The organism is Gordonia oryzae, from assembly GCF_003797185.1.
Classification (GTDB): Bacteria; Actinomycetota; Actinomycetes; order Mycobacteriales; family Mycobacteriaceae; genus Gordonia; species Gordonia oryzae.
In genome coordinates this window covers 1-12,461 of the sequence record NZ_RKMH01000018.1, presented here as the reverse complement: position 1 = coordinate 12,461, position 12,461 = coordinate 1, and the positions used below count along the sequence as shown (strand labels likewise).

Here is a 12,461-nt window from a genome sequence, read left to right as displayed (position 1 = left end):
TGACGGCGACGACTAGAGGCGCCTTCCCCTCGATGGTCGAGCAACCCTCCCTGCCCGATGGCCGGACCCCTTCCCCCGACGCCCCAGGCGGCGGGCCTTCCCCCGATGGTCGCAACCCCCCCGACAATCGAAGACCCTTCCCTCCCGATGGTCGAGGTGCGAGCCGCGTGCGGCGAGCCTCGAGATGGCCTGCGGTACAGCTGAAATCGGATAACAGAGGACCGGATACCGATCGTTGCAACGGGTCTCGAGGTCTCGTTCATCGGGATGGGAACACCGTCGGGCGGGAGGGCGTCAGCGCCCTTCGATGGTCGGCTATTCCTTCTGGGACTTTCGATGGTTGTCGATCACCTTGCCGAACATGAAGTGCATCTTGGTGCCCAGGGGCCAGCCGACGTAGTAGCAGAGGAACAGGGAGATCTCCTCCAGCTGTTCCGGCGTCAATTCGCCATTGGCCAGCGCCGAGGACGCCTGGATCTCGGCGACATCGATCTGGCCGGACTGCGCAAGGGCACCGAAGAGTAGAAGTCGGCGGTCGCGGATGGAAAGCCCTTCGCGGGACCAGACTTCGCCGAACACCTGATCGGCGGTGTGTGCGAAGTAGTCGCCGGGTCCGTCGGACATCTCCCAGCCGTAGACCTTCGACATCATGTCGAGTGACTTCTGGCGCTGCTCGGACGTCATAAGAGCTCTCCTTCGTGGTGGGGGACGCCGAGCGCGTCGGCAAGGTCGCGGCGTGCCAACCGGCCGAGGGGAAGGTCGACGCCCAAATGATCGGCAAGGGTCAACGCCAGCGTGAGATCTTTCTCGCCCAGGGTTCGAACCGAAGTGAAGATGCCGTACCAGAAATCGTCCGATGCGATCTCGGCGGTGGTGTCGCGCAGCATGATGGCGCCGGCACCACCGGTGATGGCATCGGTGTGGCGGACCACTTTTCCGAGTTTCACCAGGTCGATACCGGCTGCCTCGGCGAGGCGGGCGGCCTCGGAGGTGGCGGTGAACGAGATGAAGTGAAGCAGGTTTCGCGCCAGTTTCATCTTCGTGCCCGCACCGACGTCCGGACCGGCGTGGACCACCATGTCGGAGGTGAGCGCGAATGGTTCGGTGATTTTCTCGTAGGCGTCGCGCGGGCCGCCGACCATGATCGCCAAACGGCCTTCGGCGGCGCCGGCCGCGCCACCGGAGATCGGGGCGTCGAGCACTGTCACGCCGCGCTCGGCGGCCGCGGCAGCGAGATCGACTGCCGTCTCCGGAGCGATCGTCGAGTGGACGGTGATGATCGTTCCCGGAGCCGCGGTGCTCAACAACCCGCCGTCGCCGCTGACGACTGTGCGGACCTGCTCGTCGTCGAGCACGCAGATCCCGATGATGTCGGTGCGAGAGGCCAGGTCCGACAGCGATTCCGCGCGATCGGCTCCCTGGTCGACAAGCTTGGCGACGGCGTCTTCGGACAAGTCGAACACCGTCATCCCGCCGGCCCACGTGGCGAGGCTGCCAGCCATCGGGCCACCGATGTTTCCCAGCCCGACATACCCGAGCCGCAGAGAGCCAGCAGGGTCGCTGCTCACGACCGGATCACCTGCCCGCCGTCGACATTGAAGATCTGGCCGGTGATCCAGCCGGCCTCGTCGGACAACAGGAACAGGCACATGCCCACCAGATCCTCGGGCGTGCCGAAGCGTTTGAGCGGTAAGCGGTTCACGATGTCATCGACCATCTCCTTCGGTGTGGTGTTGCGCGTCGCCTCGGTGTCGATGGGGCCGGGGGCAATCGCGTTGACCCGGATGTTCTGACCGCCGAGCTCGGTGGCCAACTGTTGGGTGAGCCCGTTGACGCCCACCTTCGCTAGACCGTAGAAGCCGCTGTACAACCATGCCGCGGTGGAGGATTGATTCACGATCGCGCCCCCGCCGGTCATGTGCGAGTACACCGCACGGGTGACGTTGAGCGCGCCGTCGAGGTTCACGCTCATGAACTTCTTGTAGTAGTCCCACGGGACGGTGATCAAGAAGTCCAGTTTCATCCCGCCGTAGATCGCCGCGTTGTTGACCAGACCGTCGATCCGGCCGTACGCGTCGACGGTGGCCTGCGCGAGTGCCGCGGCCGAGTCGGGATCGGAGACGTCGGTGTGGACGTAGCGTCCGCCGATGTCGGCGGCGACCTTCTCGCCGGCCTCGTCGTTGAGATCGGCGACGACCACATTGGCGCCCTCGCCGGCCAGTGCTCGGGCGTAGGCCTCGCCGATGCCGCCGGCGGCGCCGGTGACGATGACGGTTTTGTCGGTGAATCGTGAAGACGTCATGTGCTGCTGCTCTTTTCGTTGGGTGATGGATCAGGCGGGTCGGGCGACGGCCTTGGTCTGCAGGTATTCCTCGAAGCCGGCGACGCCCATCTCGCGGCCGATACCCGATGCTTTGTACCCGCCGAAGGGCACGTCGGCGGCGTACCAGATGCCGCCGTTGACGGACATGGTTCCGGTGCGAACGCCGTTGACGACCTTGTCGATCCGATCCTCGTCGGTACCCCACACCGCTCCGGAGAGGCCGTACGGAGAATCGTTGGCGATGCGGACGGCGTCGTCGTCGCCGTCGTGGGGGAGGATCACCAACACCGGCCCGAAGATCTCTTCCTGGGCGACCCGGGATGAGTTGTCGACTCCGGAGATCAACGTGGGTTCGACGAAGAATCCGGTGGGTTTATCGGTGGGTCGTCCGCCGCCGATCTCGATGGTGCCGCCCTCCGCGCGTGCGAGTGCGATGTAGGACTCCACACGCTGACGTTGGCGAGCAGAGATCAAGGGCCCGCAGAGGGTTCCGGGGTCGGTCGGGTCGCCCGCCGCGAGCCCGGCGAGGCTGTCGCGAGTGGCGGAGATCGCCTCGTCGAGTCGCTCGCGCGGGACGAGCAGTCGGGTGGTGATGGCGCATCCCTGCCCGGCGTGGGTGACCACGGCGAACGCGGCCATCGAGCACGCGGCCGCGAGATCGGCGTCGTCGAGGACGATGAACGCCGACTTCCCGCCCAGTTCGAGGAAGACCTTGGTGAGTGATTCCGCGGCAGCGGCCATCACCTTCTTACCCGTGACGGTGGACCCGGTGAAGGAGACGACGTCGACGCGAGGGTCGCTGCCGAGTTGGGCGCCGGCGGCGTGATCGCTGGAGGTGACGATGTTGACGACGCCGGGCGGGAAGTCGGTTTCCTCGGCGATCACCTTGCCGACCAGTGCCGCACACCAGGGGGTGTCGGGAGCGGGCTTGAGGACGACCGTGCATCCGGCGGCAAGTGCCGGCCCGATCTTGGCGAAGTTGATCTGGTGCGGGAAGTTCCACGGCGTGATCGCGCCGACGACGCCGGCCGCCTCGCTGCGCACCTCGCGATGGTTCTTCAGACCCATCGGCTTGGCCTCGCCGAGATCGGTGGTCCACGAATAGTTCTCGGCGAGGTCTGCGAAGTAGCCGAGGTCGTTGATGGGTCCTTCCAGCTGCGGCCCGTGCGTCAGGAACACTGGGCAACCAACTTCGGCGACCGTGAGCTCACGGAGTTCGTCGATGTGCGCGAGCAGGGCGTCGCGTAACTGACGGAGACATCGCGCGCGGAATGCGTGGTCGCGCGACCACGATGTCTCGTCGAAGGCGCGTCGGGCGGCGGCGATCGCGGCATCCATGTCGGCGGCGTCGGCGTCGGCCGCCGTGCCGATCACGGCCTCGGTGGCGGGGTTGATGACATCGAAAGTGCCACCGCCGCCGGGGATCAGCTTGCCGTCGATGAGTAGGTCCGAGGCGGATGCGGGTCTGAGTGACATGAACTGGAACTCCATCTGGACAGGTGTCTGGACTCGAGTTCAAAGCTAGTGTAGCGTCGGTCACATGTCCAGTCCCGTATCTCAGGAATCGACCCGACGGCGACTCTCCGCCCAGCAGGCCGAAACCGTTGCCCGGCTGACCGACGCGGCGGTCGACGTGCTCAACGACGAGGGCTTCGACGGGTTGACGGTTCGGGTGGTCGCCAAGCGGGCCGGTGTCGCGCCCGCCACCGCCTACACTTACTTCTCGTCGAAGAGTCACCTTGTGGCCGAGGTGTTCTGGCGCCGACTTGCCGAAGGCGTGCCCGACCCCGACCCGGCCCTCGATCCGGCCGACCGGGTGGCCGCCGTGCTGCGGGATGTCTCCCTCGTGGTCGCCGGCGAGGGCCAACTTGGCGGCGCTGTCACCGTCGCGCTGTTGGGTACCGACCCCGACGTCGAACACCTGCGTCTGCGCATCGGCGGATTCATCCGCCAACGTCTCGCCAGGGCGCTCGAGGTGGACCCGGAGAACCCGGGGCCGGTTGTCGACGCGCTGGAGATGTTGTACGCCGGAGGGCTCGTGCACGCCGGGATGGGCCACCTCAGCTACGAGCAGACCTCCGAACGTCTGGTCGCCGCCGCCCACCTGCTGATGGAGAAGCAATCGTGATGATGGAGCACACCCGATGACCGACACCGTTGCCGTGGCCGGGATGCAGGAGCACATTCCGTTCGATCCGTACGCCTACGGCTTTCATGAGGATCCTTATCCCACCTATGCTCGCCTGCGCCGCGAGGCGCCGGTGTATTACAACTCCGAGTTGGATTTCTGGGCGTTGGCCCGGCACATCGACGTGCGTAGTGCGTTTCGCGACTCGGTGAACCTGTCCAACGCCTGGGGTGTGTCACTGGACCCGGCGTCATACGGTCCCGACGCACACAAGTCGATGTCGTTTCTGGCACTCGACGACCCCAAGCACATGCGTATCCGCAAACTGGTGAGCAAGGGCTTCACCCCGCGCCGCGTCAACGACCTCTCCGGCCGGATCACCGCCCTGACCCGCGAATATTGGAGCCGGTGCCTGGACAAAGGCGAATTCGACTACATCGCCGACTTCGCCGGGCTGCTCCCGATGGACGTGGTGTCGGAGTTGCTCGGCGTGCCCGAGAGTGATCGGGCGTTTCTGCGCACGCAGTCGGATCTGCTGCTGCATCGCGAGGAGGGGGTGCTCGACGTCCCCGAAGCGGCGGTATACGCGTATATCGAACTGCACAAATACTATTCGGCGTTGATCGCCGAACGCCGCACCAATCTCGGCGATGACCTCGTCTCCGCACTACTCACCGCCGAGATCGACGACGAGTCGGGGGACAAGACTGCGCTATCCGATGATGAGATCGTCGGATTCATGGTGCTGATGGTGGTGGCCGGCAACGAGACGACCACCAAGCTGCTTGCCAATGCCCTGTATTGGGCCTGGCGCAATCCCGACGAGATGGCGCGTGTCATCGCCGACTCCGACCTGGTACCCGACTGGACCGAGGAGACGCTGCGCTACGACAACTCCACGCAGATGGTGCTGCGCCGGGTCGCCGCCGACGTCGACTACGGTGAGCACACCATCGCCGCCGGTCAACGGGTGTTGCTGCTGGTCGGTTCGGCCAATCGCGACGAGGACGTCTTCGATGACCCCGACCGCTACCGGATCGGCCGGGACTGCGGTCAGGCGTTGCTGAGCTTCGGCATGGGCACCCATTTCTGCCTCGGCGCCCACCTGGCGAGGTTGGAGGCCAATATCGGGCTGACCGAGGTGGCCCGGTCGATCCGATCGGTTGACATCGACATCGAGAACGCGGTGCGTGTGCACTCGGTGAATGTCCGCGGCTTCGCCAAACTTCCCCTACGAGTGACGGTGCGCTGATGGCCTTCCTCCCGCATCCCGCACGACGCCCGGTCCTGGTGGCCGGCGCATCCTCCGGCATCGGCGCGGCCACCGCCGAATGGCTGGCAGCGCAAGGGCATCCGGTGGCCCTGGCCGCGCGCCGTGTCGACCGTCTCCAAGAGCTCGCCGACAAGATCATCACCGCGGGCGGGGACGCCGTCGCGGTGCCCCTCGACGTCACCGACGAGGCGTCGGTCTTCGAGTGTGTCGCCAAGTCGCAGGCCGCGATCGGTGATCTCGAAATCGTCGTCGCCGGTGCCGGTGACCTCGCCGTCGGCCTGTCGTACGAGACCTCGCCCGCCGAGTTCGCCGATCAGATCAACATCCACCTCACCGGCGCCTACCGTCTCTACCGCGCGGTCATCGGCGGCATGATCGAGCGGACGCGCGGGGACGTCGTGTTCATCGGATCCGATGTGGCACTGCACCCCCGGCCGTGGTCGTCGGCGTATGTGGCCGCCAAATCCGGCATCGACGGTCTCGTCGCGACCATCCAACTCGAACTCGAGGGCACCGGCGTGCGCGCCGGGGTGGTGCGCCCGGGCCAGACCCTCACCGGCATGGGCATGAATCTCGACCAGAAGACCACCGAGAACATGCTCAACGACTGGATCACGCACGGATTGGCTCGGCACGGCAATTTCCTTGCCCCGGAACACATTGCGCAGGCGGTCGCGGCCATGATCGCGATGCCGCGCGGCGCGCACATGCGTGCGGTCGAGGTGGAGGCCGAAGGCGCCATCCCCAAGAGCAAACTCCCCCCGAGAGGATCCGAGCAATGACCACCCTCACGACCCCGAAACGCGTGTCCGGCGGCGACGGTGAACACGGTCATCTTGACGAGCTCGCCACCGACCCGATCGGACTGTTCTGGCGGGTTCGCGAGGAGTGCGGTGACGTCGGGCAGTTCCAGCTCGCCGACCGTGAGGTGGTGCTCGTCTCCGGTGCCGCGGCCAACGAGGAGTTCTTCCGGGCGCCCGAGGAGGATCTCGACCAGGCCGCCGCATACCCGTTCATGACACCGGTTTTCGGTGAGGGCGTGGTCTTCGACGCGAGCCCGGAGGAGCGCTCCAAGGCGATTCACAACTCGGCGCTCAAAGGCGCACACATGAAGCAACATGCGGTAACGATTCCCAACGAGGCCGAGCGCATCATCGCCGGATGGGGCGATGAGGGTGAGATCGATCTGCTCGAGTTCTTCGGCGAGCTGACCCTCTACACCTCCTCGGCGTGCCTGATCGGCCGCAAGTTCCGCGAGCAACTCGACAAGCATGTCTCCGAACTGTTCCACGACCTGGAGAAGGGCACCGACCCCATCGCCTACGTCGATGCCCACGCCGACATCGAGAGCTTCCGACGCCGTGACGCCGCACGCGCCGAACTCGTCACCTACATCCAGGGCGTGATGCACGAGCGCGTCACGAACCCTGTGTCGGACAAAGAGGATCGGGACCTGATGGACGTCCTGATCCAGGTCGGATTCGATGCCGACACCATCACCGGCATGTTCATCTCGATGATGTTCGCCGGCCATCACACCACCCAGGGCACGGCCGCGTGGACCCTGATCGAGTTGCTTCGCAATCCCGAGTACCTGCGGCGCGTCTACGACGAGCTCGACGAGATCTACGGTGACACGCCGCCCGGCGAGCGCCCGGAGTACACCTTCGCCCACACCCGGCAGATGCCGTTGCTGGAGAACGCGCTGAAAGAGGCGCTGCGTCTGCATCCGCCGCTGATCATCCTGATGCGCTTGGTGCGCAACGATTTCCACATCGAGGAGTTCGAGGTGAAAGCCGGTCAGACGATCGCGGTCTCGCCTGCGGTGTCCAATCGGCTGGCCGACGACTTTCCCGATCCCGACACCTTCGACCCGGATCGTTACCTCAAGCCACGCCAGGAGGACCTGGTCAACCGCTGGACCTGGATTCCCTTCGGCGCCGGCCGACACCGTTGTGTGGGAGCGCAATTCGCGATCATGCAACTCAAGGCGATCTTCTCGGTGCTGTTCCAGAACTACGAGTTCGAGATGGCCCAGCCCGCCGATAGCTATCACAACGACCACTCGAAGATGGTGGTGCAGCTCGCGCAACCGTGTCGGGTGCGCTACCGCAAACGGGTCCGGGATACGGAGTCGTGATGCGCATCGAGATCGATCTCGACCTGTGCCAGGGCCACGGGATGTGCGAGATGGAGGCCCCGGAGGTCTTCGTCGCGCACCGCGATCATGCCGAGATCCTCGACACGGAGCCCGACGAGAGCCTGCGCGAGCACGTGCTCGCCGCCGTGCAGTACTGCCCGACCCAAGCATTGAAAATCATCGACGACGACAACGAATGACGAGGACCTTATATGCCCTTCGATCGTGCCGAACTGGACGAGATGAAGCAGCGTTGGCTGCAGGCCAACATCGACGCCGAGGAAGTCGGCGACTGGAAACCGTTGGCGGAGTTCTATACCGAGGACGCCACGTACGGCTGGAACTACGGCCCCGACAAGGATTTCATGGCCGTCGGGCGCGAGGAGATCCGTGAGATCGCGCTCGGGCAGGAGATGGAAGGCCTCGAGGGCTGGACCTACCCGTATCAGGAATGGGTGATCGACGATCAGACTGGTTCGATGATCGGGCTGTGGAAGCAGATCTATTCCGGCACCCGCGACGACGGTTCCCACTATGCGCTCGACGGCATCCAGGGGAGCTGGTTCAAGTATGCCGGGAACTTCCAGTTCTCCTGGCAGCGCGACTTCTTCGACTACGGCAACGTTTCCGCGCTGTTCATCGAAATGCTGAAGAACAATGCGATGAGCGACGGCATGCTCAAACGGATCGAGAAGGCCACCGGCGATCAGCCGGGCTGGTATCCGTTCGGCAAGGCGCCGGTGCCCTTCTGGTGACCTGAGCCCATGACCGATACAGCCCAGGAGATTCCAGCCCGCATCTACTCCGATCTGTCCGGCGACCAGCTCGCCGACCTCATCCCGGAGCTGCTGTTGTCGGGGCAACTCATCGATCGCAGCGGGATGGCGCACCTCATCAGCGCCTTCGGCCGGGACACGATGGCACAGGTGGCCATCGAGGAATGGATGGCCGCCAGCCCCGTCTACACCCACCGGATGCGGACCGCGTTGGGTATCGACGGTGACGGCGTCGAGGACATGTTCAAATGCCTGCAACTCGACATCGGGGCGCCCCCGCAGTTCATGGACTTCCGCTACGAGGTCACCGACCACCACCACGGCGCGTTCGTGCTGAATCACTGTGGCGCGCTGATGGATGTCGAGCCGCTCGGCGACGAGTACGTCACCGCGATGTGCCACGACATCGAGGACCCGACATTCGACGCGACCGCGATCGCCACCAATCGGCGGGCCCGTATCCGGCCGATTCACCGGCCGCCGCGGCGTCCGGCCGACCGGCATCCGCACTGCGCGTGGACGGTGACGATCGAACCCGACCGTGACGAACTCCCGTTGCCGGCCGACGCCGAAACGATGTTCACCACACGTGCCGCGCAGATCGAGCTGGTGGCGATCGATCCGGACGCCGACGACGGATTCGTCGACTATCGTGGACCGCTCGTCGCGGACCTGCAGTTCCGGGAGTGGTCGCACTCCGCGTTGGCGCGAATCGCCGAAGAGGTTGCCCTCCAACACCAATTGCTCGCGCTCGGCTTCTGGACGAGTGTGCGTCGCCACGCCGACTCCGACGAGCAGGCGCGTGAGATCTTCGGCAAACAGTTCACCGGCATCGCGGGGTTGTCGGCGGATCGGCTGCGGCGGGTGCTGCGCCTGGGGACCGACGCTGCAGCGCTGGCACAGGTGATCGCGTTGGAGCCGGTGCTCGGACCCCGCAGTTACAGCGGGATCGAGGTCGATGTCGAGGGAGATGAGGTCGTGGTGACGATCCCCGGTGAGTCGGACGCACGGACCGACGGCGGATGGATCACCTTGCTGACCCACGACCATATCGAGCCGCTGCGCGCGATCGGGGTGGCCGTCGACCCGAGGTGGGTGATCACCGAGAGCACGTCCACCGACAGCACGTCTACCGGTAGCGGGCTCAGCGTGCGGTTCGCGCTCGGCGACGACGAACAGCCCGAGAGCGGCGAGGTGGCGATCACTCGTTTCAGTTCGGGCGCCGACTTCAGCTTCACCGACCGCGGCCGCTCGGTCCCGGTCACGGCGCTGCCAATCACTCCGATCATCAGCGGGGTATGACGGTCGAGCTCGATCTCGCTGGCCGGGTCGCGGTGCTTGCGGGTGCCGCTCTGGGTCATCGGAATCTCGGTGGCATACGCGCTCGCCGGGCGTGGGGTCTCACTGGTGATCAACGGTCGCGACGACGAGGCCGTCGCCGCGACCGTCGAGGAGATCATCGGCGGTGGTGGGCAGTCGGTGGGGGTCTGCGGGCCGGCCGGGCAGGCGGGCGTCGTGGAGAAGATGGCCGACGCCGCGCTGTCGGGGTTCGGTGCGCTTGAGATCGCCATCAACTATGCCGGAATCGCCGAGCCGCCGGTCTCGACGGTCCTGACGATCACTGAGGACCAGTTCCGGCAGCAGATCGACGCCCACCTGATGAGTTCGTTCCACCTCAACTCGATCGCCGGGCGGGTGTTCGCCGAGCAGCATCTGGGTCGATCGTTTTGACCGGCTCGGCCGCATCGCTCGGAACCTTCGGTGGCAGTGGACATCCCGCTGCCAAAGGAGTGGTGAACGCTCTTGCGCGCGCCGCGGCCGGTGATCTGCGCGATCTCGGTGTGCGCGTCAACGTCGTGATGCCGGGAACCAAGTCGCGGTTGTCGTCGGGACCGGAGTACGTGCGGCACATCGAAAGCCTGCACGAGCGGGGCATTCTCGACGAGTTCACCCGAGATGCCGCGCTCGATCCGGCTCCACCGGAGTACGTAGTTTCGTCGCATTACCGTTGTGGTGCCGCAGGATCTCGGACCGCCCCGCCGATTCCGGGCGTCACCCGACCGTGGGCGGCTGATCGGGCGGCCGTTGCGCGCGTATTGGCGCCTGCGTGAGCTGACGGCCGTGGAGATGTCGCTGCTCGGCTGGCGGCTGATGGTGCGTGACGAACCGGCGGCAGCGCTGGTCGCGGCGATGCGCCTGCCGCGGGAGCACCCAGATCGTGTCTCGATGGCCCGGTCCACCGAGCCCTGGAGGACGGCGTCCCCACCGCGTTGCGCGAGTTCTTCGCCCGCGTCGAGGCCACGCCGTCGTGGGTCGATCCGGAACTCGTCGGCTATGGCGCACAGGTCTTCCGGCGGTTCGGACGCAACGCCAACGACGTCCTGCTCGCCCTGTCCCTGATCGGCGGTTACCGCTTCGGCGGGCCGGTCGACCTGGTCGCCGAGACCGGCGGGCTGTCCGCAGTACCGCGACGCGTCGGCTCGGCGAGACCCAGACGTGGGCGAACGCGGTGGGCGCGCCCGGCGGCATGGCCCGCGACGGCGGGTGGAAACTCACCATGCACGTCCTGCTGATGCACGCGCTGGTCAACGAGGCCTTCGAGAAGAACGGGCGCTGGGATGCCACGCAGTGGGGGCTGCTGATCAACCAGACCGATCTCGGCTCCACCCTCAACCTGTTCAGTGGTGCACTCATGATGGGCGTGCGAACCCTCGGTGTGCCCGTCGACGACGAAAAAGTCCCGCGCGATCATGCACCTGTGGAAGTACGTGGGTTGGCTCAACGGCGTCGACGAGGACTGGTTGTTCGACCACGAACGTGAGCAGCATCAACTCAGCTATGCGATCCTGTTGTGCCAGAACGGGGTCACCGACGTCGGAGGTGAGTTGTCCAGGGCGTTGGTCGACGCTCAGTCCGAGCTGCACTACCGACACGCACCCCACCTCGCTGCGCGCTATATACGGGAACGGTTACTGAGCATGCTCGAAGGATTCCTCGGACCCCGTGACATGCGGGATCGCAGACTGCCGCAACGCCTTCCGCGGGCATTCGGTGCGGCGTGGGGCGCAGCACCGTCGGCTATCGGGTCCTCGGCCGGACCCCGGTGATCGACCGCTACCTCGAATGGCGTGGACGCCGGGCTCGTGAACTCGCGACCTACCGGCTTTTCGTCTCCGCCGATGCCGACATCGGTGCACTGCCCGTGTGAGGTGGTTCCGACCGGTCAGCGTGTGACCGCGCGTCGGGCGGCTCGACGCTGTACCCAATAGCGGGCCGCGGCCCGCACCGAGTCCTCGACAGGGCCCAGATGCCACTCGAATTCGTCGCTCCGTGTCGGATGACAGCGCAGTTGGGAACAGTGACAGCTATTTGGAGGCAGTCGAGCTGCGGTCGTCTACATGCGGGCGACCTGATTGGTGTCTGAACCGTTCCCGCTTTGGTGGACAGCCGGATGGTTCCGGTAGTCACTGAAGGGATTTGATTGATGGGTTCGACGCGGCGGTCGTTCACGGCCGAGTATAAAGCCGAGGCGGTACGATTGGTGTTGGATTCTGGCGATTCGGTTGCGTCGGTCGCCAAGAATCTCGGTGTTCATGAAACGACATTGGGGAAATGGGTGAAGAAGGCACGCGACGAGGGTGGCGAGCAGGAACGGCCGCTGGATGTCGATGAGCGCGCCGAGTTGGAGCGTTTGCGGAAAGAGAACGCTCATATTCAGATGCAGTTGGAGTTCGCAAGAAAAGTCGGATCTCCTGACGTTCTTGTGGGTGGATTACGGCCAGGGCAACGCAGGGCAGGCGCCGCCGCGGGTGAGTTCGGCC

General features: G+C 65.5%; 12 protein-coding genes and 2 pseudogenes. 10 read left to right on the top strand and 4 right to left on the bottom strand.

The genetic code is table 11. The features are described from left to right. Positions 1-315: 315 nt before the first annotated feature. The 4 genes from EF294_RS18920 to EF294_RS18905 are packed head-to-tail and all read right to left on the bottom strand — an operon-like array spanning position 316 to position 3,799. Entirely contained in the window at positions 316-684 is a 369-nt protein-coding gene (locus EF294_RS18920; protein WP_123932495.1) for a carboxymuconolactone decarboxylase family protein, read from the bottom strand. Continuing rightward, the gene (locus tag EF294_RS18915) at positions 681-1,568 is read right to left on the bottom strand and encodes an NAD(P)-dependent oxidoreductase (protein WP_123932494.1); all 888 of its coding nucleotides are present in this window, start codon (positions 1,566-1,568) and stop codon (positions 681-683) included. The genes EF294_RS18920 and EF294_RS18915 overlap by 4 nt, the downstream gene beginning before the upstream one ends. After that, on the bottom strand, positions 1,565-2,302 hold the full coding sequence (locus EF294_RS18910) for an SDR family oxidoreductase (protein WP_123932493.1): 738 nt from the start codon (positions 2,300-2,302) through the stop codon (positions 1,565-1,567). The genes EF294_RS18915 and EF294_RS18910 overlap by 4 nt, the downstream gene beginning before the upstream one ends. Before the next feature lie 30 nt (positions 2,303-2,332). Next, on the bottom strand, positions 2,333-3,799 hold the full coding sequence (locus EF294_RS18905; protein ID WP_123932492.1) for an aldehyde dehydrogenase: 1,467 nt from the start codon (positions 3,797-3,799) through the stop codon (positions 2,333-2,335). 64 nt (positions 3,800-3,863) lie between these two features. Between EF294_RS18905 and EF294_RS18900 the strand changes: the two genes are divergently transcribed. From EF294_RS18900 to EF294_RS18855, 10 genes and pseudogenes are all read left to right on the top strand, one after another. Continuing rightward, entirely contained in the window at positions 3,864-4,451 is a 588-nt protein-coding gene (locus tag EF294_RS18900) for a TetR/AcrR family transcriptional regulator (protein ID WP_123932491.1), read from the top strand. A 16-nt stretch (positions 4,452-4,467) separates the two neighbouring features. Beyond that, positions 4,468-5,703 (top strand): cytochrome P450, encoded by a 1,236-nt coding sequence (locus EF294_RS18895; RefSeq protein ID WP_123932490.1) that lies wholly within the window; start codon positions 4,468-4,470, stop codon positions 5,701-5,703. Beyond that, on the top strand, positions 5,703-6,506 hold the full coding sequence (locus EF294_RS18890) for an SDR family oxidoreductase (protein ID WP_123932489.1): 804 nt from the start codon (positions 5,703-5,705) through the stop codon (positions 6,504-6,506). The genes EF294_RS18895 and EF294_RS18890 overlap by 1 nt, the downstream gene beginning before the upstream one ends. After that, complete coding sequence (locus EF294_RS18885; protein WP_123932488.1) at positions 6,503-7,864, top strand: cytochrome P450; 1,362 nt, start codon at positions 6,503-6,505, stop codon at positions 7,862-7,864. Before EF294_RS18890 ends, EF294_RS18885 begins: the two co-directional genes overlap by 4 nt. Further along, positions 7,864-8,064 (top strand): ferredoxin, encoded by a 201-nt coding sequence (locus tag EF294_RS18880; RefSeq protein WP_123932487.1) that lies wholly within the window; start codon positions 7,864-7,866, stop codon positions 8,062-8,064. Before EF294_RS18885 ends, EF294_RS18880 begins: the two co-directional genes overlap by 1 nt. A 12-nt stretch (positions 8,065-8,076) precedes the next feature. Then, positions 8,077-8,619 carry a nuclear transport factor 2 family protein gene (locus tag EF294_RS18875; RefSeq protein WP_123932486.1) on the top strand — a complete coding sequence of 181 codons (543 nt, stop codon included), beginning with the start codon at positions 8,077-8,079 and terminating at the stop codon, positions 8,617-8,619. A gap of 9 nt (positions 8,620-8,628) precedes the next feature. Then, positions 8,629-9,942, top strand: coding sequence for a hypothetical protein (locus tag EF294_RS18870; protein ID WP_123932485.1), 1,314 nt, complete (start codon positions 8,629-8,631; stop codon positions 9,940-9,942). After that, a pseudogene (locus tag EF294_RS18865) lies at positions 9,939-10,631 on the top strand (SDR family NAD(P)-dependent oxidoreductase); the annotation flags it as partial. The gene EF294_RS18870 and the pseudogene EF294_RS18865, both read left to right, overlap by 4 nt. Before the next feature lie 10 nt (positions 10,632-10,641). After that, positions 10,642-11,848 (top strand): annotated as a pseudogene (locus EF294_RS22795) (oxygenase MpaB family protein). Positions 11,849-12,124: 276 nt separating this feature from the next. Then, positions 12,125-12,461: transposase (locus EF294_RS18855; RefSeq protein WP_148083268.1), on the top strand; the 337-nt coding region annotated here is incomplete at its 3' end.